Source organism: Pyrococcus horikoshii OT3 (genome assembly GCF_000011105.1).
GTDB lineage: Archaea > Methanobacteriota_B > Thermococci > Thermococcales > Thermococcaceae > Pyrococcus > Pyrococcus horikoshii.
This window is the reverse complement of the sequence record NC_000961.1, coordinates 341,200-363,605: the sequence shown is the minus strand read 5'-3', so window position 1 is coordinate 363,605 and position 22,406 is coordinate 341,200. Positions and strand designations below refer to the sequence as shown.

Annotated in this window: 29 protein-coding genes; 14 read left to right on the top strand and 15 right to left on the bottom strand. The window is 42.3% G+C overall.

Annotation, left to right across the window (positions count from 1 at the left end):
• The first annotated feature begins 95 nt into the window (after positions 1–95).
• The 3 genes from PH_RS01840 to PH_RS01830 are packed head-to-tail and all read left to right on the top strand — an operon-like array spanning position 96 to position 1,424.
• On the top strand, positions 96–539 hold the full coding sequence (locus PH_RS01840) for a hypothetical protein (protein WP_010884498.1): 444 nt from the start codon (positions 96–98) through the stop codon (positions 537–539).
• A 10-nt stretch (positions 540–549) separates the two neighbouring features.
• Entirely contained in the window at positions 550–984 is a 435-nt protein-coding gene (locus tag PH_RS01835) for a hypothetical protein (RefSeq protein WP_010884497.1), read from the top strand.
• Positions 960–1,424 (top strand): hypothetical protein, encoded by a 465-nt coding sequence (locus PH_RS01830; RefSeq protein ID WP_010884496.1) that lies wholly within the window; start codon positions 960–962, stop codon positions 1,422–1,424. The genes PH_RS01835 and PH_RS01830 overlap by 25 nt, the downstream gene beginning before the upstream one ends.
• Before the next feature lie 18 nt (positions 1,425–1,442).
• Here the strand turns inward: PH_RS01830 and PH_RS01825 are convergent, their stop codons facing one another.
• From PH_RS01825 to PH_RS01795, 7 genes are all read right to left on the bottom strand, one after another.
• Positions 1,443–1,622 (bottom strand): hypothetical protein, encoded by a 180-nt coding sequence (locus PH_RS01825; protein WP_048053111.1) that lies wholly within the window; start codon positions 1,620–1,622, stop codon positions 1,443–1,445.
• Positions 1,623–1,633: 11 nt separating this feature from the next.
• Complete coding sequence (locus PH_RS01820; RefSeq protein WP_010884494.1) at positions 1,634–2,035, bottom strand: nucleotidyltransferase domain-containing protein; 402 nt, start codon at positions 2,033–2,035, stop codon at positions 1,634–1,636.
• Positions 2,016–2,432 (bottom strand): HEPN domain-containing protein, encoded by a 417-nt coding sequence (locus PH_RS01815; RefSeq protein ID WP_048053110.1) that lies wholly within the window; start codon positions 2,430–2,432, stop codon positions 2,016–2,018. Before PH_RS01815 ends, PH_RS01820 begins: the two co-directional genes overlap by 20 nt.
• A 14-nt stretch (positions 2,433–2,446) precedes the next feature.
• Complete coding sequence (locus PH_RS01810) at positions 2,447–3,331, bottom strand: glycosyltransferase (RefSeq protein ID WP_010884492.1); 885 nt, start codon at positions 3,329–3,331, stop codon at positions 2,447–2,449.
• Complete coding sequence (locus PH_RS01805; RefSeq protein WP_010884491.1) at positions 3,328–4,017, bottom strand: IspD/TarI family cytidylyltransferase; 690 nt, start codon at positions 4,015–4,017, stop codon at positions 3,328–3,330. Before PH_RS01805 ends, PH_RS01810 begins: the two co-directional genes overlap by 4 nt.
• Positions 4,018–4,038: 21 nt before the next feature.
• Positions 4,039–5,034, bottom strand: coding sequence for an FkbM family methyltransferase (locus PH_RS01800; protein WP_048053109.1), 996 nt, complete (start codon positions 5,032–5,034; stop codon positions 4,039–4,041).
• Between the two features lie 74 nt (positions 5,035–5,108).
• Positions 5,109–6,296 carry a CDP-glycerol glycerophosphotransferase family protein gene (locus PH_RS01795; RefSeq protein ID WP_010884489.1) on the bottom strand — a complete coding sequence of 396 codons (1,188 nt, stop codon included), beginning with the start codon at positions 6,294–6,296 and terminating at the stop codon, positions 5,109–5,111.
• Between the two features lie 58 nt (positions 6,297–6,354).
• Here PH_RS01795 and PH_RS01790 point away from each other — a divergent pair, with 58 nt between their 5' ends.
• The 5 genes from PH_RS01790 to PH_RS01770 are packed head-to-tail and all read left to right on the top strand — an operon-like array spanning position 6,355 to position 10,571.
• Positions 6,355–7,320: a glycosyltransferase family 2 protein gene (locus PH_RS01790; protein ID WP_010884488.1), complete on the top strand. Its 966-nt coding sequence runs from the start codon at positions 6,355–6,357 to the stop codon at positions 7,318–7,320.
• Complete coding sequence (locus PH_RS01785) at positions 7,317–8,183, top strand: hypothetical protein (RefSeq protein WP_010884487.1); 867 nt, start codon at positions 7,317–7,319, stop codon at positions 8,181–8,183. Before PH_RS01790 ends, PH_RS01785 begins: the two co-directional genes overlap by 4 nt.
• Before the next feature lie 6 nt (positions 8,184–8,189).
• Positions 8,190–9,020, top strand: a complete 831-nt coding sequence (locus PH_RS01780; protein ID WP_010884486.1) for a hypothetical protein — start codon at positions 8,190–8,192, stop codon at positions 9,018–9,020.
• A complete protein-coding gene (locus PH_RS01775; protein WP_010884484.1) occupies positions 9,017–10,015 on the top strand; it encodes an FkbM family methyltransferase in 999 nt (332 codons plus the stop codon). Before PH_RS01780 ends, PH_RS01775 begins: the two co-directional genes overlap by 4 nt.
• Complete coding sequence (locus tag PH_RS01770) at positions 9,993–10,571, top strand: HAD family hydrolase (RefSeq protein WP_010884483.1); 579 nt, start codon at positions 9,993–9,995, stop codon at positions 10,569–10,571. Before PH_RS01775 ends, PH_RS01770 begins: the two co-directional genes overlap by 23 nt.
• On the opposite strand, the gene PH_RS01765 is transcribed toward PH_RS01770, so the two are convergent.
• Positions 10,545–11,771, bottom strand: coding sequence for a flippase (locus PH_RS01765; RefSeq protein WP_010884482.1), 1,227 nt, complete (start codon positions 11,769–11,771; stop codon positions 10,545–10,547). The two genes, PH_RS01770 and PH_RS01765, sit on opposite strands and share 27 nt — an antisense overlap.
• Positions 11,772–11,997: 226 nt before the next feature.
• Here PH_RS01765 and PH_RS01760 point away from each other — a divergent pair, with 226 nt between their 5' ends.
• Together PH_RS01760 and PH_RS01755 are read left to right on the top strand one after the other, a co-directional pair.
• On the top strand, positions 11,998–12,219 hold the full coding sequence (locus PH_RS01760; protein ID WP_048053108.1) for a type II toxin-antitoxin system VapB family antitoxin: 222 nt from the start codon (positions 11,998–12,000) through the stop codon (positions 12,217–12,219).
• Positions 12,206–12,610: a type II toxin-antitoxin system VapC family toxin gene (locus PH_RS01755; protein WP_010884480.1), complete on the top strand. Its 405-nt coding sequence runs from the start codon at positions 12,206–12,208 to the stop codon at positions 12,608–12,610. Before PH_RS01760 ends, PH_RS01755 begins: the two co-directional genes overlap by 14 nt.
• 103 nt (positions 12,611–12,713) lie before the next feature.
• Here PH_RS01755 and PH_RS01750 read toward each other — a convergent pair whose 3' ends face one another.
• Genes PH_RS01750 through PH_RS01730 form a run of 5 tightly spaced genes read right to left on the bottom strand, consistent with a single transcriptional unit; the run spans position 12,714 to position 18,153 of the window.
• Positions 12,714–13,229: a hypothetical protein gene (locus PH_RS01750; RefSeq protein WP_010884479.1), complete on the bottom strand. Its 516-nt coding sequence runs from the start codon at positions 13,227–13,229 to the stop codon at positions 12,714–12,716.
• Positions 13,226–14,494 carry a DUF58 domain-containing protein gene (locus tag PH_RS01745; protein ID WP_010884478.1) on the bottom strand — a complete coding sequence of 423 codons (1,269 nt, stop codon included), beginning with the start codon at positions 14,492–14,494 and terminating at the stop codon, positions 13,226–13,228. Before PH_RS01745 ends, PH_RS01750 begins: the two co-directional genes overlap by 4 nt.
• Complete coding sequence (locus tag PH_RS01740) at positions 14,491–15,420, bottom strand: AAA family ATPase (protein ID WP_048053107.1); 930 nt, start codon at positions 15,418–15,420, stop codon at positions 14,491–14,493. The genes PH_RS01745 and PH_RS01740 overlap by 4 nt, the downstream gene beginning before the upstream one ends.
• 1 nt (position 15,421) lies before the next feature.
• Positions 15,422–16,414 (bottom strand): DUF4350 domain-containing protein, encoded by a 993-nt coding sequence (locus PH_RS01735; protein WP_010884476.1) that lies wholly within the window; start codon positions 16,412–16,414, stop codon positions 15,422–15,424.
• Positions 16,411–18,153 carry an Ig-like domain-containing protein gene (locus PH_RS01730; protein WP_048053106.1) on the bottom strand — a complete coding sequence of 581 codons (1,743 nt, stop codon included), beginning with the start codon at positions 18,151–18,153 and terminating at the stop codon, positions 16,411–16,413. Before PH_RS01730 ends, PH_RS01735 begins: the two co-directional genes overlap by 4 nt.
• A 55-nt stretch (positions 18,154–18,208) precedes the next feature.
• On the opposite strand from PH_RS01730, the gene PH_RS01725 reads away from it, so the two are divergent.
• From PH_RS01725 to PH_RS01715, 4 genes are read left to right on the top strand one after another with little or no spacing between them, the layout of a single operon-like run.
• Positions 18,209–18,739, top strand: coding sequence for a hypothetical protein (locus PH_RS01725; RefSeq protein ID WP_231833708.1), 531 nt, complete (start codon positions 18,209–18,211; stop codon positions 18,737–18,739).
• 29 nt (positions 18,740–18,768) lie between these two features.
• Positions 18,769–18,966: a hypothetical protein gene (locus PH_RS09940; protein WP_010884473.1), complete on the top strand. Its 198-nt coding sequence runs from the start codon at positions 18,769–18,771 to the stop codon at positions 18,964–18,966.
• Positions 18,957–19,199 carry a hypothetical protein gene (locus PH_RS01720; protein WP_010884472.1) on the top strand — a complete coding sequence of 81 codons (243 nt, stop codon included), beginning with the start codon at positions 18,957–18,959 and terminating at the stop codon, positions 19,197–19,199. The genes PH_RS09940 and PH_RS01720 overlap by 10 nt, the downstream gene beginning before the upstream one ends.
• A 4-nt stretch (positions 19,200–19,203) precedes the next feature.
• Complete coding sequence (locus PH_RS01715; protein WP_010884471.1) at positions 19,204–20,187, top strand: DUF1616 domain-containing protein; 984 nt, start codon at positions 19,204–19,206, stop codon at positions 20,185–20,187.
• On the opposite strand, the gene PH_RS01710 is transcribed toward PH_RS01715, so the two are convergent.
• Entirely contained in the window at positions 20,184–21,167 is a 984-nt protein-coding gene (locus PH_RS01710) for a sugar phosphate nucleotidyltransferase (protein ID WP_010884470.1), read from the bottom strand. The two genes, PH_RS01715 and PH_RS01710, sit on opposite strands and share 4 nt — an antisense overlap.
• A 14-nt stretch (positions 21,168–21,181) precedes the next feature.
• Complete coding sequence (locus PH_RS01705; RefSeq protein ID WP_048053105.1) at positions 21,182–22,396, bottom strand: ATP-binding protein; 1,215 nt, start codon at positions 22,394–22,396, stop codon at positions 21,182–21,184.
• Between the last annotated feature and the right edge of the window lie 10 nt (positions 22,397–22,406).

Sequence of the window (22,406 nt, the reverse complement as noted above, 5' to 3'; positions counted from 1 at the left end):
GCTGATTCGATAAAAGGCATTTTTATTCTTTCTTTTCTTTTAACCAAGCAAAACATTTTAATATTCTTGGTTACATTCTATAAGGAGGGAGTAAAGTGGGAAAACTCAATAGAGTTCTTAATACTAAATGGGGTAATATAAAACTTGAAGATAACACCCTAATTAAATTCAGAGTGGCAATAGTCGATGTCCATCCTTTTGAAGAAGCTTCTCCTTTTGGTGTTGAGTTTGGTGTAAATATTACGACTGGAATATCAGTCTATCCCTCAGAGGAGAGCATGAGAGAACTAGAAGGGAAACCTATAGCCCCATCCAAGATACCTCCCAAAGAAGGTTGGATACAGATAAAAATTATCGAAAAGGAATCCGCTCTGGAAGAAGTTGAATATGAGGACCCAGAATTAGGTAAATACAAAATTAGGGTTGAAATTGAGCCCGTGATGGCATCAAAAAATACTCAGATAAAAACTCCAAATGGAGAACCATGGTACGTAGTTAGATGGGTTCCGAAAATTACGTGGGAGAAAATTATGGAGTGAGGTGATATAGATGGCAATGACTAATTATCATGATACATATTCAACACTCTGGAGAGGTACTCAAATTTGGTCAGAATTAGATAACGGTATACTCAGTACCATTAAGATAAAGATCGCTCAAAATAGCACATATATCCCAGGGATAATTGGGAGGCTTAATGAAAAAACCCTCCTGAAAATTGCTTCACTAGTTGACATCTTTGAGCTTTCCTTACTGTTAGAAGTACTCTCTAACAAATATCCTCACCTTGGATCACCCACTCTAGATATCGTTGAAGACCCAGAAACACAAGAACCCCTATTTGTTGAGATAATTTTCCCAAATGGCACTTGGGAAGAGTGGGGAAGGATCGTTAGAGAAGTTAAAAGTGAGATGGAAAAAGCTGGATTTAAGGAATTAGTATCAAAGGTGGCAATAATATGCCTTCAAGGGCTGAGAGAGTAAATCAGATGAACCCTTCAAAATTTATACAGAAACTTAAAGAATTTGTGGTTTCAAAAAATTACGAGCTTGATGAAGTCTTCATAAGACGAGCTATAAGTGCTCTTTACTTTTCTTTATTCATATTCTGGGCAAACAAGAAATACTTCCTAGAAAATCGGCCAGGCCAGGGATCCAACCAGGATTATTTTCCTTTTAGAATGTTTCTCCAAGATATGATATCAAGTGCATTAGATCGTGAGATAATCTTCCTTCATGTTTATCGTGTTGCCTCCGACCACTATGCCTTAAATCCAACCATAGTAAAAATCTATGGTGAAGAAAAAAGAATTATTGGAAAAAAGAAGATAGAAGTTAAAATTGACAGAGAGGCCCTTAAAAAAGCTATAGATTCTGCAGAAGAAATTCTAAAGGCATTAACAAATGAAGATTTTAGCAACTAGCCCAGAAGGCTTACATTTTTAATAACCTTTCTTTTGAAAATCTCCGGCCTTTGGAGAGATCCACCATTCGAGAGCTTTATGCTGAAGTTCAACCGATGAATACCTACTTTTCAACTCCCTTAAAGCTCCCTTCCACGTAAACTTAAGCCCTTCCCTTTTCTTTACTCTCTTTCCGATGAAATTTTTGAAAAAGCTCATAGACATCCCCTTTAATAACCTCTTATCATCCAATACTTCCCCTTCCTTAGCCCCTTCCTCTTGAGTTCCTCGAACTTTTCTCTGGCTATCTTATAAAATCCATCATCGTATAGAACCTTCCCGTATGAAATAGCATCAAGGGCAGTTGGGGAGAGGTTTTCTAACGCCTTCAAGAACTCCTCCCTTGTGTAGGCTATTATGTCAACCGGAAGGAAGTCCTCGTTTAAGGCGTACAATGGCTTTGTCCTTTCCAACGGGTTTCCATCTAGCCTATCTGAAATAACAACAATATCAAAGTCACTGGTTCTATTATAGTCTCCTCTAGCATAGGAACCAAAGAGGATTACGGTGACATCTCCGTTTAGGTATTTGACTATTCTATCCACAAGCTCTTTAAGTTGCTTGAAGCTCATCTACCACTACCTCTACGAATTTAATTATCTTTTCAGCGTATTTTACAAGTTCCTTAGCAATGTCCTCCGAATAGTACTCGAAAGGTGAACCTTCCGGGTATGCATCAGGATACCTTGGCGCTATATAATTCCTGTCAAGCTCCATTGCAAAATATAGAATCTCCCTGGGGATATCTAAGTTAAGACTTCCAGATAGATCCTTCAAAAGGCGCGTAATAGAATGTCCTATAGGGGCAAATCCTAATCCCCTCAAAATCGCTTTTACAGCTAATTCTGCTGCTTGCTGTGCTTTAAAACTTGCCCATTCATAGTAACCTTCCTTCAGGTCAGAATATGCAGAAGAAAGTGTTCTTTTGGCCTCTACTATCCACCGCTCATATTCCCTTCTTTTGAACATGCCCACACCTATTTTTAAAGTCGCCCCAGGAACTTAAGAATATATATCCTCGTCCTCACGTCAACGAATGAAGACAATATATCCCAGATATTTCCCCTGATCGTTGGGTTTAGTCTAAAGGCCTTTAACAAATCCTCAACCCCACGTTTGTCTCCGCTAAAAAGTTTTAAAACCCCAATTTGCAGGAGATGATAGCTAAGGACCCTAGGGTTACGCTTTATATCCAAATGCTTTTCTATCATCTTGTACCTCCCTTCTAAATATTTAGCAAAGGAAAATTGACCCGAATGAATGGAGTAATCAACTAATGGTTCATCTATAGCTCCGAAGTAGCATACCTTCGCCATCCTAAGCCACATATCCCAGTCTTCACAGGTCACAAAGTCCTCCCTAAAAAGCCCCACTTTCTTAAAGCATTCCCTCTTCACCATAATAGTAGAAGTTCCCGTGATGTTATCCTTCAAGAGGTGTTTGTATACATCACCACTCGCCCTAGGATGCTTTATTCCCAAAACCTTATCTTTCTCTAAGTAATAGTAGGTGAAGGCCGTGTATACAACGCCATAGCTTTGAGGTAAGACTTTAAAAAGCTCAAGCTGAAGCTCAAGCTTATCCCTCCTCCACCTATCATCGTCGTCAAGGAAGGCTATGAACTCTCCCCTTGCTTTTGAAACACCCAAATTACGGGCATTAGCAATCCCCTTTCCTTTCTGTGGAATGTACCTTATCCTTCCATCACCAAAGGAACGAACAAGCTCTCGAGTTGACTCACTCTTAGCGCCATCTATAACTAAAATTTCAAAGTCATCGAAGGTCTGGTCTAGCACACTTTCTATAGCCCTCCTAAGAAGCTCCTCCCTATTGTAGGTTGGAATTATAACTGAAATCCTTGGCTTCACTCCCGCTCCTCCAGCATCTTTATCAAGGTTCTCGCAATTTCAATATCCTCTTTAAAAGTTATTTTTAAGTTGAAGCAATTACATGGGAGAACGTAAACATCGAATCCCGCATTCATCGCTAAAACTATATCATGAGGAATTTCATTTAAAGTCCCGTTGCTCACCGCAACCTCAAGCGTCTTCTTTAATGCCCCATAGCGGTATCCAGTTGGAGCTTCTCCTATGGCAAATTTAGACCTGTCGTATATCCTTTTCACCTTCCCGTTATCGAGTTCTATTAAGTTCCCAGTTATTGGGTTTACCGTAGTTATCACATCTCTCTCATCCAACAGAGAGATTATTCTCTCAAACACCCATCTAGGAGTGAAAGGTCTTACCGCATCGTGTACAAGGATCTTGCTCTCTTTTTGTGGAACCTTCATGAATCCGTTGTATATCGATTCATTCCTCGTCCTCCCCCCTTTCGCGACATCTTTTATCTTAGGAAAGCTCTCCTTTAGCTCTAAAGCGGTATCCATAAACCGTGGATTCGATACGAGGATTATATTATCTACACCTTTAACTCTGGAGACGTTCTCCAGCGTGTACTCTATGACCATTTTCTCCTCGATCCTGTAATACTGCTTCGGCAAATTCAAGCTCGCCCTAGTTCCGGATCCGCCAGCGAGAAGGATCAGAGTGACCATTAGGAGACCCCCTTTAGTCTTTCATAGCTTTTTAAGGGATACTATAGCCATATTTCCTAGGTCACTATGGACACAAAGCCTAAATTCATCTAAGCTTCTAAGTTTACTTAAAAGTTCATTTTTGATGTTTCCATGAGCCTCAAATACATATTCAGGAACATCGTAGATATATCCAGTTTCTAGGAGCTTTTCGAAAACTTTGTATTCGCACCCTTCACAATCCATTTTAATGATATCTGGCCTATAAGAATCTATGATGTCTAATATTGAAACTAAGGCAACATCACCCTTGCTCTCTTCTTTTACTCTGTAGGCAGTAGGAGCAGGGTTAGTAATTATACCTTTTGTATTTTCATCCCAAACTCCAGCATTTATGGGTATTACATTTTTGATATTATTTAAGGTAATATTTTTAATAAGAATTGTGTAATTTTTCTTAGATGGCTCAAAAGATACTATTTTACGTGCCTCTTTCGAATAAAAGTACAATGCAGTATCCCCTATAAAGCCCCCTATATCAATAACTGTTTTATCTTTATAGTCAAACATTCCATATTGTTCTAGAATAAACTGCTCATAGAATTGTAATAATCCCTCATATCCCTTAAGTAACACAGCCTTAAAATCGTGATTTTTTACAGTAAATGATATCATAGGATTTCCCTTCATATTAAATACTTGCCAGTTATATTTAATCACTCTTGCTATGTATGGAATAACGGTTGGATAGACTTCTAATCCATCATAATAAAAGACACTATTTCGAATTTCAACTGGTAATCCCATTTTCTTTAATTTACATGCGGATGCAAAATAATAGGGGTTTATATTCGTCTGATTAATATACAACTCACTACAACATCTGCAACGTGTAGAATACTTTTGTTTGAAAAGGTACCAATATATTACACCTAAAATATTCTCGAGCTCTAATAATGAAACACCTAGATCCCTCAAATTCTTAAAAAATCGAAGTAACAAATAATAATGTCCAAGCAATCTATAATATGACTTCATTAGGATCACCAGTTAATGACCTAATGAATATTTTAAAAAAACTTTTGCAAAGTAATGAGATATTTCTAAAAAACCTATTTCTGCTTGATAATAAGGTTATATATCCTTTCAGAGGATTTATTATCCTTCCCAACTTCATAAAGGAGATTTTTAACGGTTTTTCTCCACTCACTATCTACTTCTGGGTCTTCCATATAAATCTTCAATGCATGTATAAGACCTTCAAGGGTTTCAGGCTTTCTCCCAGGAGCGAAAAACTCGTAGGGTAGGAGAAAGCCACTCTTTCTTTCCAAGGCTTCCCTATCAGGTAGGTAAAAGAGGATTGGCCTCTCCAAAAGTATGTAATCCTCAAAGATGCTTGAGTAATCGGTTATTAAGATGTCAAAAGCACCCATCACATCGTTTATTGTTATTAGGCGTGATTGGAGATGCTCATCCGTTAACAGAATCACGTTTGAATTCTCCTTTATCTCAGGTTTTATGACATCCGCAACCAACTTATGAGGCTTTATTACGAGCAAGATGTTCTCCTCCTTAAGGAATTCTAAGAATTTATGGTGAAAGAGGGTTTTGACAACATTAACGCTCGCTTGAAAGTCTTTCATATAGCTGGTGTACCTGTAAGTTGGTGCGTACAATATTAAATGATCGTAATCCTCAACATCCCTTCCCAGTATTGAGGAAAGAATGTTTTTAGCGTCCTTTAGATTGTCAAAGAGGCCATCGTTTCTGGGCTGTCCAAGGATCCTGAACTTCCTTGGATTTATCATGAACTGCCTTACGAAAGCTCCAACGACGAGCTCGGATGTAGTTACAAAGTCGGTAGTCCACTTATCCATATAGAGGTATAGATCTTTAACGTTAAGGGGGTGCTCATAGCCAGTTTTCTTTCCGGGGAGACCGTGCCAGAGCTGAATTATTTTTTGTCCTCGGTGGGGAGTTAAGGGTAAGACATCCGTTAAAACAACAAACTTGGATCTTAAAAGTTCCTTTAGACCTTCAAGCGAATATAGGTAGATAGTCTTTACCTCTGGATATTTTTCTTTAAGCGTCTTTACAGAGGGAGAGTTAGGGTTGTTAAGAAGCCAAGCTAGTTCATAATCATCTGTTTTCTCTGAAATGTATTTAAATAAAGCTAGAGCATTATCCGAAACATCTGGAGTAGAGTAAAAGAGTATTTTTTGACTATCTTTAGGGATGAAGTTTGCCAGTGAGAGAAGCTTTGAGACCGTTAATTGCTTTGTTACTCGATCCATTGCCATTGATAAAGAGTAGCACTAAAATTTTTAACATTATCTTAGGATTTGCTTAGGGGCGAGGATGACAAAGGTATCTATCATTGTTCCAGTGTACAATACTAAAAATTACGTTCCGAGACTTCTTACCTCAATAGAAAAGCAAACATACACGAACTGGGAACTCATACTAGTTGACGACCATTCCAATGACGGTACCTACGAGCTTCTCCTTGAGTTTAAGGATAGATATCCCAATAAAGTAGAAGTTCTTAAGACGCCAAAGCCAAGGAGTGGCCCCATGATTGGAAAAAATATGGGAATAGAGGTATCTTCTGGAAAGTTTTTGGCATTCGTAGACAGTGATGACTGGTGGAGCGAAACTTTTCTCAAGGATACTGTGAGTAACATAAAGAGCTTCGGCGGAGTTTCAACTGAATACTACGACGTTTTTGAGGATAGTGACAAGAAAGTCCATGTTAAAGCCTCAAAACACGGTGTAGTGTCTTGGGAAGACGTTTTGAAGCTCAAGGCCCGCTTCGGCAACGGAAACTCGCTCCTGAGGAGAAAGATAGTTGAGAACTATGGAATACGCTTTCCAGAGCACTTGTGGTATTCTGAGGACATATACTTTTACACCCAGTACCTCTCGGTAATTGACAGGATATACGTTGTCCCCAGTCCAGACTTCTATCATCTCGTAAGGGGAGCATCTATGGTGAGGAGCGATAAAATAAAGCAGGAGAGTAAGATAGAGCAAACGATAAGAGTTTATGAAGAAGTCTGCACAAGAATACAGGAGATTTCGAAAGTATCTGACGAAGTATGCAAGCTGTTAAAGTCTTACCAGATGCCCTATAGCATTATGACTTACATCACATCCGTCTCAGACTCTCTGGGAAGGGCTGAAGCGAGAAAACTATTCTGGAAATACCTTGATTACCTCAAGGGTTATAGGCTCACGAGGTCTCATCAATCGTATTTAACTCTGTTGTGGATACTTGACTTATTCATTCCGATTAGGGGGATTTTAAGGAGGTTAATAGGATGATAGCTCTAAATAATAAAATCAGAGCAATTGCACTCATACCCTCTGGATACGGGCTTCTTAGGGTTTATTCGGACGTATTGAAGTCGGGCAACGGGAAGAGGTCATTTATAAATGTAACTTTTCAGACGCTCCTCAGCTTCGCTATGTATGACTACGCTCCATTATTGTCGTTGGTTCTCTATTATCTCTTCGCTTTTTCGGCTCTAAAAACTATTATTTTCCTTGCTCTCGGCTACTTGTTGATGAACTCAATATACGAACTTGGCTATTTGATGAACGACACCATCTCACGGAGAGTTGAAGGGAAGGTTCACAAGGTTAGAGTAAAGCTAACAGTGTTTGATTCCCTGCTTATCGCCCTTTCAAGGGCAATATATGTTGTGATTTTCACGTTGGTATTCCTGAAATTGGTCGGTCTACAATACTCAACTCAGGTAATTCTGGCGGAGGTCACACTGTTTCTGGTTTTTCTCCTCTATGACCTTACTCCCAAGCACGTAAGAACGGTTATGCTCAGCTTCCCGCTCAAATTTATGAAGGCATTTGTTCTCCTGCTACCTTTCATAATCACTGGAACGCTGGTTGAGAACGTCATAACACTGTCCTTCATCCTGCCGATAGCGGTCAGGTTCTCTCAGGCTCACTACCTAAAAACGGCTTGCAAGGACAACCCTCCAAGAGACTTCAAGAGAAGGGTTGAGAGGTTCTCTATGATGTATCTTCAAGTCACGAGCCTATCAACCTTTACCGTTCTGGTTTCGTTCGTCTATTTAGGCAATACTGATTTGCTCCGTCAGTATTTGATTCCCTTTGCGGTTAACGTTGTTTTAATACTCCTAAGCTACCTCGCTTCGAGGGGGTGATAGAAAGTGAATGTCTATCCGTTGCCCGTTGTATATACGTTTAAGAGGTTCTTTGAGGGTGTTAAAAAGTATGGCGGTGCTCCTAAGGGAAAAATAAGCTTACTTCTTGGTGTGTTCTCTGGCTACTTACCCAACCTGCCGGTCATAACGTATTATTTTGCTGTTAATCCTTCGATTTCGAACGTTGTCGCTTTTACCATTATGTTTCTGCTGTTTATGACTGCTTACGAGATTGGCTACATAATCAACGACAACATATCTTCGAGAAGGGAGGGCAAGTTTGCGAGGACTGTTTTGCCCCTTATCTCACCCATAAAAAGCGTCTTTTACGTTCTGGAGAGGGTGTTAATTCTCAGTTTTGCACTCCTGCTAACTTATGAATACTCGGTAATTGATAGGGGTTTTCTTGTCGAGTATTCGGCTATTCTATCTTTAATGATTGCCCTGTTCATTGTTTATAACTTCATCTCGACTGAAAAGAGGGCGTATGGTTTCTTGGCTATGCTTAGATATCTTAAGCACTTTTCCATAATGTTCCCACTTATCTTGTTTGCACCTGAGAAGAGCACCATTATCGTGATCTCACTATACTCCGCATCACTTTCCTTCTACGGAGGAATTGATTATGCTATGAAAAAATTTAAATGTGTTTTCATAAAAACAAGGCTCTTTCACCTTTTGCTGTATCCCGGGATTATGTTCTTCATCTTCAGTGCTCCTCTCATCGTTTTAAATGTCGTTAACTACCTTCCAGTCTTGGGTGTATTTGCGGTGTTACTTGGATATTCTCTTCTGTTCTATGCTGGCTCAAAAGTATTTAGGGGTGGTGCGAAATGAACTCAATGTTGAACATCTTAGAAGAGATATCATCTCGTATCAAGAGACCTCTGATAACGCTACTTCTGTTCAAATACCTCAGAAGTGTAAAGCGTCTGGAGTGCAAAAACGGGCAGATAATCGAGATAGACGATCCTTCAAAATACTTCATAAGCGATTTGGTGTATGTATGTGATGTGTTCAAGCACTTCAAGAGCATTAAAGTGAGGAACGGCAAAGTCATCCTTGATGGCATACCTTTCAGACCCTCCGAGCTGAGATACATAGGAGATGTTATTGAAAAACTCAAGTTAAGGGTTGGGAGCAACTTTATAGCAGAATTCATATATAACGGCAGGATTGTTAAGTTTAGGCTAGCGATGACAAGCAAAGGTGTCACCGGAGTATTTAGTCTTTACGAGATGTTTGTGAGGGAAGATTACAAGGTCTTCGATTACAAAGGTAAAACAGTTCTGGATGTTTGTGGATTTATCGGCGATTCTGCTCTGTTCTTTGCTCTGAACGATGCAAAAAAGGTCGTCAGCTTTGAACCTCAACGAGAGGCATATGAGCTGTTGGTTGAAAATGTAAAACTGAACGAGTTTGACAACATAATTGTCGCAATAAATGAGGCTGTTGGAGAGAAAGATAGCATGGTTGAGTTTCTCATTCCAGATGAGTTCTCGCTTGGTGCGTCCAGATATATAAGAGCAGGTAAGAAGACGAGTGTTAAGGTGAGAGACATCATAAGAGTGATGAACGAATTCAAACCGGATATAATAAAACTCGACTGTGAAGGGTGTGAATATGGAATAATAGATAAGCTCCTAAAGACTGGTCGCATCTATGACGTTGAAGGTCTTGTCGTCGAGTTCCACGATACGCCAGAAGTAAAGCGGTGGGACTACATTCGCTCACTACCTTTTGATGTTGCCATTATAAGTGACAACCCTCACTGGAAAGTGACTGTTGTTTCTATAAGGGTGATGCAAAATGACGCTCCACGTCATATCTGACCTTGACGGAACTCTTATACCACTTAAATATAACTCAACTTACAAGCTGTTGCTCGACTACTTCAGGAAAAAGAAGAGGCCGCTACGTTATCTTATTGCAAGGGAGGGATGGTTACTAGTTAAACTCCTATCGAAACTTATGGATAAACGCAGAGCTGATGAAATCGTCCTCTCGTTTATGACTTTTGGGCTTGATTACGAAGACCTATTATCTTTTGCAAGGGAATGGGCTAAAAAAGTGCCAATAAATCTTGATGTTCTCGCCGAAATCAGAAAGTATAAAAGGGCAAAGAAAGTCCTGCTCACCGCAACAATTGAGCCTTCTGCAAAAGCCTTTGCAGATATGCTCGGTTTTGAAGAATATGCGGCAACAACCTTTAATATTAAGGGGAGAAAGATTATAGGAGTAAAAAAGCGTCACCTCTCAGACACAAAGTTTAGAGAAGTTTTAAAAAATCACTGGTTTCCATATATTTACATTACCGATGATAAAAATGAAAAAAATCTGATATCTAACGCTATAAGGTCTTTAATAGTTAACTTCCAGAACACTTAGTACTGTAGCTATCCCCTGACTAATTATAGTAGCCGTGGCAGCCCCTTTTGCCCCCAAATTCATTATTAAGAGGTAATTTAGCACAACATTTAACAACGCTGTAAGCCCCGTTATTTTAGTAAATACCCCTTCTTTTTCAGTTGCGTTCAGAAAGCTCCCAAAAAGAGAATTTAAAAACATGAAAGGTACCGCAAAAGCTAGAACTCTAAGAACTGGAACACTTGGGAGGAACTTTTCACCGAATACGATAAGGATTCCCAGACGAGCAAAGACAAAATATCCAGCTAAAGCTAAAGCTCCCAATCCTACTAGTATCTGTATACTTTTTTTCATAAGAATATTTAAAGTTCTTTTATCTTCTTTCCATAATCTAGCTATTGAAGGCATCGTTGTAGATACAACGATATTCGGCACAAATAGGGAGACCTCAATTAAGGTATAAGCCGCCCTATAGATCCCAGTTTCGTAATCTCCCTTCATCAAGCTGAGCATTACCATGTCGGTACGGTAGTAAATTAAGGTAAAGAGACCAATTAGCCAGAATGGATAGCTTTTTCTCAACAGAAAAACCCAATTCTTTAGTCTAAAATATATTCTAACCTTTTTAACGAACTTACTTCCCCACTTTATTCTAAGGGACTCCCTTATCATGTAACCAACGAGAAGGGCAATTATAAAGGGGGATAAAGACCTGTAAAGGTAAAGAATAGTTCCTCCAACAAAGAACGCCCAAACTCTCTCAATTGTTCTCGCTATGGCTTCATATTTCGTGACCTCGTGAGCATACATAAGGTTTACAAACATATAAGAAATCCACATGAACATAGCTTCAGCTCCTACTAATAATATCAAGACTTTCATCCATCTTGGCTTTGGGAGGAAAAGTGTTAAAACAGCTATAACACCAAAATTGATCAAAGCAAGAACAATTTTAAGACCCAAAACATCTGGTAAGAGTTCTTCAGCTTTACTCTTATCCCTAGCAACCTCCCTCATGAAATAATAACTTATCCCAAAGTCGGAAAAGATGCCAAGAAGCCCAACGTAATAGAAGATAAAAGAGTATTGCCCCAATCCCTCCGGGCCAAGGGTTCTGCTCAAGATAACTATTACACCATAAGCTAATAGCTTTGAAATAATTTCAGCCCCAAAAAGCCAGGCCGCATTCTTAATAAGCTTGAGCTTTAAGCTCTCCGACATGACAACTACCTAATGAGGAGGAGAAATTAAAAACCTAATGCATAATTAAAATCCCCTATTTCTTTCGTTATATAGCTCACAGGGGGGAGTTTCAGGTGTAGAACCTCCAGCAATACATCATTGACTCCTTGTATTCTACGCTATTCCATTCCCAGGGTTCAAAACTTTTCAGAATACAATAATGTTTATATATTCGTAATACTGTATCGTAATCAAGGTGGTATGCATGGAAGTCATTAGCTTTAGAATTCCCAGCGAGCTCAAGAAGGAAATGAAGAAAATTGACATAAATTGGAGCGAAGAGATCAGGAAGTTCATTGAAGCCAAAGTGAGGGAATACAAAAGAAAGAAAGCCTTAGAGGAGATAGATGCAATGCTAGAGAATTTGCCAAGAACTGAAAAGGGAACCGCAAGAAAATACGTGAGGGAGGATCGTGATAGTAATTGACGCATCATCCATAGCTAAATACATATTAAGGGAAGAGAATTGGGAGGAAGTCAGAAAATACCTGCTAGATGATCCGCACTCCCTAACCCTAGCTTTAGCTGAGGTCTCAAACGCCATCTGGAAGCATTACGTGCTATACAAAGTTGTATCAGCTGAAGAGGTTGGAATAATGCTCAAAGCATTGAAGAGGCTTGAAGAGGATGTCATAAATTTTGAACCCTTTGAGCATTACCTCAAGGATGCTATGAGCATAGCTATCAACTGGAGTATTCCGGTTTACGATGCACTTTACCTAGCCCAGGCAAAAAGATATGGCAAGCTTTTAACTAGCGACAAAGAGCAATGGAGGATTGCAAAGAAGCTTAAAATAAAAGCGGAGTACGTGGAATAATCTCCGGTCGGTTTATACCTGGGCTAAAATAGATACCCCAACTTATCTCTTTTAAAAATAACCCCAGGAAACGTATCTCTCAACTACAAAAAATATAATTTTCTTAAAATCCCCTTCCACTTTTAACTCTCATCTCCCTCCTCTCAATTGGTTTAGCCAATAATATTGACATCACGAGCACGAAGCCCACAACTACTAGCTCCTGATGCTCTCTAGCCACGTAACTCACAAGGAAGAGAAGGGTTAAGATCGAGAGCTCGATCCATGGTATAGAACTAATTCCAGTAATAATAACTCCAAGAACTAAAGCGGGCTTATATATAAACCCGAGGGACATAACACCCAATCCCACTAATCCCCTAACGTCAACCCTAAACTCTTCCCCTATCTCCCTCAACGCCAAAACAGAAGGGACCAGAAGGCCCAAGCTCACGAAAGCTTCCTCCGAGATCAAATCCCTCACAAATACCTCCCTAACTAATAGAACCCCGTACAGGAAGTAAGTCAACAACCCTAGATCCCTGTTCCTCCTACCAATTATGTAAGCCAAGGGTAAGATGAAAACGCTCCAAGCCCTTAATGCGATCCCAGCTATTAAGCTAGCAAGGATCCATATCACCCCTCAAGCACCTCCAAGACTTCCCTTCCGTAATCGCTCGGGCCCAAATCAACGGTTGGAACTAGGGAGTTGAACTTCCTCAAGATCCTTTCCCTCTCCCTGTACTTCTCGTAGAGGAATCTCAAAGTTTCCTCATCCAGCTCTCCCGAATAGAACAATACCGGGTTAGGGGATAGAATAATCACTTTATGCTTCTTCTTAACCATTGAAACCGCTGAGTAAAGCCTAGGAGTATTGCTCATTAAATCCGTTATGAGGATCACGTAGGATGGATTTCTTATGCTTAGCAAAGCCTCTTCCACGCCTCTCCTCTTCCTGGGGAAGAGCTTCCTTAGGAAGTCCCAGGTTTTTAACCTACCAACTTCGCCCTTGAAGCTTGTTAAACCCTTCAGCGGTTTAAACCTTAGGGTTTCCCTAATCCTCTCCAGTTGCTCAGAACCCTTTTCGGGCTTCACAACCTTGAATTCATCCTCAGAGAAGAGGATTAGCCCAACCCTCTTATTACTCCTTATAAGGATCGTAGCTATATAGAGAACCAGGGAGGAGGCGTAATCGATCTTACTCCTCCTAATCCTCTTCCTCATCTCCCTGGTTGCATCTAGGACTATGTAAACATCTCCCTCGCTCTCCCTCATGAACTCCTTGACTATTAACTTCCTAAGCCTTGTCGTAGCTTTCCAGTCTATCCTCCTAACGTCATCCCCAGGAAGGTACTCCCTCAAACCGTAGAGCTCGGTACTCTCAACCCCTATCTTCCCCTTCTTTAGGGCTTCCCTCATCCTAATGCTTACCTCTTCCCTCGCTGCTTCCCTAATGGAATCAACGGAGGGAAGAACCTGGATGGAAAATTCCGCCTCGTAAACTTCGCTGTAGTAAAGGTTGAGCTCATCCTCGAATAAAGCCTTAACCTTGAGCACCTTATCCCCCTTGTTCAGGGGTTTAACGCTAAGCTTAACGAGCTTCTCCCCGCTATCGAGCTTCACCCTCTTAGCTTCGCCAATTAGATCTTCCCCCTCGATTTTAACCTCTAGAATACCTTTGCTACCTCTATTCCTTACGACTACATTTACCTCTGTAATCTTACCCTCCTCAAGCCTCTCGGGTAGCTTAACCTCAACGTCAACCTTGGGATTAAAGTTAATCCTCTCGTGAAGTATGTAGAGGAATAGGAGGAAGGCAAATAGGGAGGATGCTAAGTTATTGCTCAAGTAACCGTAAAGCAGATCAACCCCTATGAGAGTTAGCAAAGCGTCTTCCCTCTTCATATGGGCACCTCAACCCTCTCCAGGATCTCCCTGACTATGTCTTCACCCTTAATCCCCTCGATCTCGTGCTCGGCCTTAATCAAAAGCCTATGGGCTAAGACTGGAACCGCTAGGAATTTCACATCATCTGGAATCACGTAATCCCTACCCTCAAGGAAAGCTTTAGCCTTTGAAGCGTAAAGCAAATGCTCGCTAGCCCTGGGGGAAGCACCGACTATGAGCCTCTCATCCTTCCTCGTCTCGTTGACTATCTCGTAAAGGTAGTGCAGCACTTCCTCACTGGTTTTAACCCTCTTAACCTCATTTATCATCCTAACTATCTGCTCCCTAGAGAAAATCCTTCCAACTTCCCCAAGCTCCCCCCTATCCTTCTTCCTCAGCATCTCAACCTCCTCTTCCCTTGTTGGGTAACCTATCTTTATGTTGAGCATGAACCTGTCCACCTGGGCTTCGGGGAGGTTATAAACACCTTCGAACTCTATAGGATTCTTAGTTGCTATAACCATGAAGGGTTTCTCGAGCGGAAAGGTTCTCCCCTCTATGGTAACTTGCCTCTCCTGCATCGCTTCCAGTAGAGCGGATTGAGTCTTCGGCTGGGCCCTGTTTATCTCATCGGCTAAGACTACGTTCGCAAATATTGGGCCCTTCTTTATCTTCCAGAGGCCATCGGATTGATCATAATACACGGTACCCAGTATATCAGCGGGTAGTAAATCAGGGGTAAGCTGTATCCTCGAGAACTTTAAGCCCAATACTTGGGCGAAGCTCTTAGCTATCGTCGTCTTTGCAACGCCAGGGACCCCCTCTATCATAACGTGCCCCTCGGCTAAGAGGGCTATAGCTAATAACTCTATAACGTCATCCTTCCCAACGACCGCTTTATGAACCTCTTCCTTCAGCAGCTTAAGGAACTTCCTACCGTCCATTTCAACCACCAACTTCCCTGACTATCCTCTCCAGGATTTTCCTGTCGTAGCCTTCCTTAGCTAGCTTTTCAACCACATCCTCAACCCTAACCTTCTCCCCCCTAACGAAGATTTTAATAGCTAGGGATATTACCAGGTTAAACAACTCAAAAGCTAACCCACTTTCCACGAATAGGGCTAATCCAGCAACCGCTAAGACTACGTAAAAGGATTTTTCCCTATCCAAGCTCCTCCTAACGACTATGGTTCCAGCATAGTAAGGATTGAAGTTCGAGTGGTGGGCTTCATCCACGTAAACCGGGGGATTTATGAACTCGTCTATGAAGTTCTCCGCGAAGTTCCTGTTCATCTTTATCATCTCGTTCGTGAAAACGCTAGGATCCGAGAAGAGCACGATCCTTCCGTTCCCATACTTAAGCTCAACAAGTATAGGATAACTCCTGAAGTCCTTTCCCAGGAGGGTAACCCTGCTCGTGTATACATTCCCTTCACCAAATCCAACGATTACCGCTGGATAGTTCAGCACTATGTAAGTTACGTTCCTGGATAAGACGGGATCCCTTATGTCGGTAACTATGGGTAGCCTGTAATCCTTGAAGTAGAAGGGCTCCACGGGAACTTTCCTGGAGAACCTTATGCTTAAGTTTAAACCCTTAAGGATCTCGTTCCCAGTTCCGAAGTCATCCATTAGGATTAGGGTTCCCCCTTCATTAAGGAAATCCCTTATCTTCTCAATCTCAAGTGAGGAATACCTCAAGTCGGGGCCGACTATCAGTAAAGTTCCTCCCTTGAGCTCGACGTTGTTTAGGCTATCCATTAACGGGATCACCAAGCCTTTCCTCTCGTAGATCATCTTCGCGAAGCTGGAGATTCCGTTCCACTTCGTGTTCAGCATGCTGAATTCAGCGTTCGAAAGGAAGAGGGGAATGCTAACCGGTGTTATCAGGAAGGTTATCCCGAAGATCACTAGGATCACGTAGAGAGCTCTCCTCATCTTCCCTCACCCAGGATGAGGGAGATGATAACACTAGCTAAGGCCCTGAAGAACCTCTTAACTTCTTCAACCCTTAACCTCTTCATCCCGTAAACGCTCCTCTCGTGTATCAAGGTAACCTCCCTCAATCCCTCGTATATTTCCTTACCCTTGAACAGGGAAAGCAACTCCCTGGGCGTTGTGCTTCTGCTCAAGTTTAATGTTTTTATCAGCCTAAAGTATAGATTCCTGTAGTAATCCCTTATTCCCTTCCTTCTCTCAATTTCTTCCTTCTTTTCCTCCTTAAGTAGGGCTTTTATCTCCTCATAGTCAACTATAATTCCCCTTCTCCTCCTTTTTGGTAGGTTGAGCAGTAAGTAACCCAGGAACAGGGAAGCTAAGACTAGGGAAACCTCAAGGATTGGATAGGAGTAGACCTCAACCTCAACAACGTTCGACTTAGCGGGCTCGTAAAGCTCGCTCCCCTCGAAGACCGCGTAAATCTCGTGACTCCCTGTTTCGTTCATCTTAACGGTAGCATTAAACTTCCCTTCCCTGGAAAGAGTTGAAAAGCATTCTTCATCAACGCACACCTTAACAGGGACACCCCCAAGGCTTATGTTCCCTTCAACCCTTATGGATTCCCCCTTCCTAACCTTATCCTTATCCACGGAGATGCTCAAGTTAACCGGTAACCTGAGTATGGTAAGCTTAACCTCAGCTTTCGAGGGGGAGTAAACTTCACTTCCCGGGTAAAAAATAGTTATGCTGTAGTTCCCGTATTTGGAGAAGCTAAACCTTATTGAAAAAGTTCCGTTAACCCTAAGCTCCTTCCCATTGACGAATATCGAGCCGCTGACATATCTCCCATAGTAGTCAACAAGGCTACCATTGACGGTGAAGTTCTCAAAGATCCTAGCGGTAACAAGTCGAGGGACTACTATCCTCGTCGAGATCCTTGTAACGTTTAACGTTAGGGAATTTGATGTAACTAAACTTTTATTCTCCTTAACCCCGAGGGCATAAACCCTGTAAAGGCCAGGTTTTAAGAACGTGTAGTTCGCGTAGAACCTATCATTTCTTAGCTCTGCCTCCAAGCTCTCGTTTCCAATGAAAATTGTAACCCTAGAGAAATTGGGAGCAAAGCCGTAAAAGCTCACGTTCTCCAGGACAAAGGGGTTTAAGTCGGAAGTGTACAGGACGAATTCCTTCCCCTCCCTTCTCTGTAGAATGAAACTATAAGTCCTCACGAGGTCTTTAACCTTGTCTAACTCATCTTTAACTTTTGAAACATCCAGGTATTTGAACGTTCCGTTGCTCATCTTGAACTTAAGCCCAGATATCTCCGAGATTGAGATCTCGCACTTCTCAACCCCTTTACTCATCATGGAAAGCCCCGAAAGCTTTTCAGGAAGTGAAGTTGAGTTAAGGATCATCCTCTGCCCATCAGAGATCTCCATTATTCCCTCTCCCAGGGTGATGAAAGGAGGTAGAAAATCCTCGATCCTCGAGCTACCGTAGAGTTGAGATTCTACAAGGGTTGCGTTAATTATTCCCTGAATCCTCTGAGGAAGGGTTGAGTTCAAATTTTCCTCCGCAACATCCTCAAGGGCCTCCCCGCTGAGCTTCAGGAGAGTGGAGAAGAATAGATAATACCCCTCATCATTTTCCCTAACCTCGCTAAGTGGTACCTGTCTAACTTCAGCTACAACCGGACCTATGAGTACTGTTAGGAGTAGTAGCGCTAAGAGCTTTCTCATTTCCACGCCAGAATAACTAAGTAACCTTTTAAAACATTGCCAATTATTGGAGTGCGTGAGGGTTAAACTCGAGCTAATCTCGGGGATTTCGATAGCTCTTATAGGGACTATGATGCTGCTGTACTCCGTAGTTAGTGGGAATTCCGACTTTATTAACATGGGATTGGCCGGAATTTTCCTGGGAGCGATAGTTTTAACGATTAAAGGCCAAGAGTACGTGAAGAGATCTACGCTTTCCCTAACCTTAAGGGCTTATCATGAGAGCTTGAGGAGGATCGTTGAGGATCTGGAGCTCGAAGGTAACGCCCTGTACATTCCCCCCTATGAGAACTTACCAAAGGGAGGGCTCTTCATTCCATTAAGGAAGGACTTCGACATAGATCCTGGAAGGTTTGGGGAAGATATAGTTTTTCTAACGAACGTTGGGAGCGAGAGACAGATGGGCCTCCTTTTAAGGTCCCCCGGGCTAGAACTCCTAGAGAAGTTTGAGGAACACCTTGAGGGAGAGATAACGAGCGTTGGAGAGGTCGAGAGTGCATCATCCTCAGTTCTAAAAGCACTCAACCTTGCCAAGGCGTCTACATAGAGGAGAGCGAGGAAGGATTTGAAATTTACGTGGAGCCCCAGGATATTGCTTTCTGCAGGAGGAACATCAGCAGTTGCAACCAGCTTGCCTGTCCCATATGCTCATCAATACTCCTCGCATTAGCCAAGGGAAGCAAGCAGATCATTGAAAGCGAGGAGTTCTCCATAACCGGGAAAAGGATAAGGATAAAGGCCAGGAAGCTAGGGGGTGTTAGGGAGTGGATGTAGAGGATTACATAACCCTCTTTCTCTCAGCCTGGATAATAGCTTCGGCCCTAGCAACTAAGAGTGTCGACGTCTTCCTAACGCTCACCTTAATAGGATTACTGATAGTCCTAGAGGTTGGGAGCTTGTTCCTCTCGAAGGAGCAAAAGGAGAATATAAAGCCACTCGTCGAGATCCTCCTGATAGTCTTCGCGATAATAGTGGCTAAGAAGGTTTACGAAGTCCTATCAGGGTGAGAGCATGAGGAAGTACTGGGATCTGATAAGCGTAATAGTCCTATCCCTCCTGTTAGATCTAATAATCTTCGTTGCCCCAGATAGCATTATAAGGAAAATCCTGGGGTTAGCCTTCGTTCTCTTCTTCCCCGGCTACGTCTTCGTTACATCCCTATTCCCCGAGAGGAAAGAGCTGGATAACCTCGAAAGGTTAGCATTGAGCTTCGGACTCAGCATAGCCATAGTTCCACTGATAGGATTGGTTCTTAACTACACCCCCTGGGGGATAAGGTTAATACCGATCCTAGTTTCCTTAACAATTTTCGTCGTTGTCTTTTCCATAATAGCGATGTACAGGAGGAAGAATGCGATAAAGCCTTGGATACCCTGGATAACCATTGAGGATCTTAAGAGGGAGCTCGAATGGGAGGAAGCGAGCACAGTGGATAAGGCCCTCACCGTGATCCTCATCATAGCTATAGTTGCATCTATCGGAGTTCTCGCTTACGTTATAACGCATCCAAAGCCAGGTGAAGCCTTTACCGAATTTTACATACTAGGGCCAAAGGGAAAAGCGAGTGATTATCCTACAAAGCTCTTCGTAGGCCAGAATGGGACGGTAATAATAGGGATAGTGAACCACGAGCACAGGAACGTCACTTACTACGTCGAGATATGGTTGGTAAATTTAACCTACAACTTCACGACAAACGAAACTACGATACACGAGATGTACCTGATGCACACCTTTAACGTAACGCTCCCCCCGATCCCCGTGAACATAGAGGGTAACTGGACGCCGCAGTTCGAAACTAACTACACCTTCAGCATAAACAGGCCGGGAAGATGGCAAGTGTGGTTCCTCCTGTTCAAGGATAGGGAACCGCCAATACCTAAGGAATGCTTAGAAGGTGAGAACTGTGCTGACAGCGAGGCATGGAGGATACTTGAAGCAATAAATGGGACGATACAGAGCCTAAAGCTCAACGTTCAAGTTAAGGGAATTTAATCTCCCCTCTGGATCTTTGCGTGGCCTCCAACTAGGCTCTTCCTCAGCTCGAGGTTCCTTATCTCGCACTTTTCATCTATAATAGAGCGCCATATAGTGGAGTTCCTTATCACAGTCCTCGGGAATATTATGGAATCGCTTATATCAGAATTCTCTATTATGCATTCCTCGCCTATGTAGGCGTAGGGGCCTATTATCGATCTCCCCATTATCTTAGTCCCCTTCTTTATAACCACCGGAGGTATTATCTTTGCGTAGGGGCTTATCTGGATCTCCTCTATGTAGCTCTCCTTAAGCAGGGTCTTCATTGCTTCAAGGTAACTATCCGCGGAACCTATGTCGTACCAGTAGCCATCGAACCTGTAAGCCCTTATCTCCTCCCCTCTCTTAAGGAGCCACTGGAGGAAGTAGCCGGGGGAATCCTTGTTCCCATCCTCGAGGTATTCATTAAGGAGCTTCATGACATCCCTAGGGAAGAGGTAAACCCCGGTGCTTATCAGTGTACTCTTGGGATTAGCGGGCTTCTCCTCGAAGTCTATAACCCTATCCTTCTCAAGGACTACAACTCCATACCTCTTTGCTAGCTCAAAATCACCAACGTCGTAAACCGCTATAAGGGTTTTCCCAGAGAAGTTATCAACGAAGTCCTTAAGGGAGAAGGAGAACACGTTATCGCCGGCAACTATTAGGTAATCATCCTCGCCCAGGATGTTAAGGGCATTCCTCATAGCGGCTATAGTTCCTAGCTTTTCCTCCTCATGAACGGTATCCTCGACTATAAGCTCTACATCGTACTTCCTGAACTTCTCAGCAAAGAACCTATTTGTTGAGATGTAAACGTCAACATCCAGCTCCCTAACCTTCTCGAGGATGTACTCTAGTATCGTCTTATTACCTAAGGGTAGGAGGGCCTTGGGATTATCCTTGGTTATCGGCCAAAGCCTCGTCGCATAGCCTCCGGCCATTATGAGGACCTTCACTCGGATTCACCAACCTAGCTATATTCCGAGGATTTAAAACTTTTCAGGGAAGCGTCTACTTTAATGAAATCCCTCCAGTCCCAGACCTCTATTCCCCTAGGTTCCCTTTTGAGGACATCCTTTTCTGGGACTATCATTATCCTCCTATCATCCCTGAACTTGCCAAGCTTCTCCTCTGTATTCCTTATATCCCTCTCCCCGACGTTTTCCTTCCACTTTACCTCACCAACGACCTTAATCTTCTTGAAATCAGCCAAAGCTATATCAACCTCAAGTTCGGGCTTTGCTATCTTCACGGGTTGCATTCCAAAATGCTTCTCCAATAATTCCTCGAAGAACCACTCCATGTAAGTTGGCAGTCTCGCCCTCAAAAACCTCTCCCGTACTCTTTCCAGCATCTGATTCAAAGAAGGCATATAGAAGGCTAAATCGATTAATGGAGAAGCATGTCTATACTTAAAGGCTTTCCTCCTCTTTCCAAACACCAGTCTACTTACAAGCAATCCAGTCTCAACTAGGTTCTTCAAGTATTGAGATATCAGTCCTGGGTTATCCTTCTCTATCAGGCCCAGGGAGAATAGATAGCTAGATATTTCCGACGTGGAGTTCCTACCATCAGCAACCGCCTCAAGGATTCCAGAATATCTGCTCGTGAATGCTATATCCTCCTCCTCGAATACTTCCCCAACCAGATGTGGCACGTAAATTCTTAGCTCCTCGTCTAGGGAGTTAAAGATATCCCCCTTAACCCTCTCCAACTTTGGAACTATCCAGGACTCCCTCACTAAGCAAGCCACCTCTAACATCTCCCTTCCTTTAAATCCCAGGGAGTTGGAGAACACTATCGCATCTCTAGGATCTACCAAGCTAACATTCTTAAGCTCAAAGAGCCCTAGAATCGGACTGTTCTTACCGACAATACTCCTAAAATAGTGCATAGTTGACGTTATTAAAATTAAACTCCCAAGACCGCTAAGCCCTTGTAACAGTGAGAAAGTTTTATCACTGAGCCTATGGAACTCATCAAGGACTATTCTCTCCCCTTGCCTTAGAAGATAAGGTAATAACCTTCTAAATTCTTGCTCCCTTATCTCCTCCCTCGTCGTTATGTCAATGAGCCTCCTACTCTTCGTTACTATGAAATATCTTGCATATTCGGCCCTTTCCCTCACGTAGAAGGTTTTCCCAGTCTTTCTACGCCCATAGAGTAAGAGCAACCTCGAATTCAAGACTTTCTCC

Bases quoted from the DNA above. Each gene is read 5' to 3' on its own strand.
- PH_RS01805 (WP_010884491.1), bottom strand. From the start codon at position 4,017: ATGGTCACTCTGATCCTTCTCGCTGGCGGATCCGGAACTAGGGCGAGC.
- PH_RS01790 (WP_010884488.1), top strand. From the start codon at position 6,355: ATGACAAAGGTATCTATCATTGTTCCAGTGTACAATACTAAAAATTAC.
- PH_RS01830 (WP_010884496.1), top strand. From the start codon at position 960: ATGCCTTCAAGGGCTGAGAGAGTAAATCAGATGAACCCTTCAAAATTT.
- PH_RS01825 (WP_048053111.1), bottom strand. From the start codon at position 1,622: ATGAGCTTTTTCAAAAATTTCATCGGAAAGAGAGTAAAGAAAAGGGAA.
- PH_RS01775 (WP_010884484.1), top strand. From the start codon at position 9,017: ATGAACTCAATGTTGAACATCTTAGAAGAGATATCATCTCGTATCAAG.
- PH_RS01715 (WP_010884471.1), top strand. From the start codon at position 19,204: ATGAGGAAGTACTGGGATCTGATAAGCGTAATAGTCCTATCCCTCCTG.
- PH_RS01745 (WP_010884478.1), bottom strand. From the start codon at position 14,494: ATGAAGAGGGAAGACGCTTTGCTAACTCTCATAGGGGTTGATCTGCTT.
- PH_RS01820 (WP_010884494.1), bottom strand. From the start codon at position 2,035: ATGAGCTTCAAGCAACTTAAAGAGCTTGTGGATAGAATAGTCAAATAC.
- PH_RS01795 (WP_010884489.1), bottom strand. From the start codon at position 6,296: ATGGCAATGGATCGAGTAACAAAGCAATTAACGGTCTCAAAGCTTCTC.
- PH_RS01735 (WP_010884476.1), bottom strand. From the start codon at position 16,414: ATGAGGAGAGCTCTCTACGTGATCCTAGTGATCTTCGGGATAACCTTC.
- PH_RS01770 (WP_010884483.1), top strand. From the start codon at position 9,993: ATGACGCTCCACGTCATATCTGACCTTGACGGAACTCTTATACCACTT.
- PH_RS01765 (WP_010884482.1), bottom strand. From the start codon at position 11,771: ATGTCGGAGAGCTTAAAGCTCAAGCTTATTAAGAATGCGGCCTGGCTT.
- PH_RS01815 (WP_048053110.1), bottom strand. From the start codon at position 2,432: ATGTTCAAAAGAAGGGAATATGAGCGGTGGATAGTAGAGGCCAAAAGA.
- PH_RS01785 (WP_010884487.1), top strand. From the start codon at position 7,317: ATGATAGCTCTAAATAATAAAATCAGAGCAATTGCACTCATACCCTCT.
- PH_RS01740 (WP_048053107.1), bottom strand. From the start codon at position 15,420: ATGGACGGTAGGAAGTTCCTTAAGCTGCTGAAGGAAGAGGTTCATAAA.
- PH_RS01800 (WP_048053109.1), bottom strand. From the start codon at position 5,034: ATGAAGTCATATTATAGATTGCTTGGACATTATTATTTGTTACTTCGA.
- PH_RS01835 (WP_010884497.1), top strand. From the start codon at position 550: ATGGCAATGACTAATTATCATGATACATATTCAACACTCTGGAGAGGT.
- PH_RS01760 (WP_048053108.1), top strand. From the start codon at position 11,998: ATGGAAGTCATTAGCTTTAGAATTCCCAGCGAGCTCAAGAAGGAAATG.
- PH_RS01730 (WP_048053106.1), bottom strand. From the start codon at position 18,153: ATGAGAAAGCTCTTAGCGCTACTACTCCTAACAGTACTCATAGGTCCG.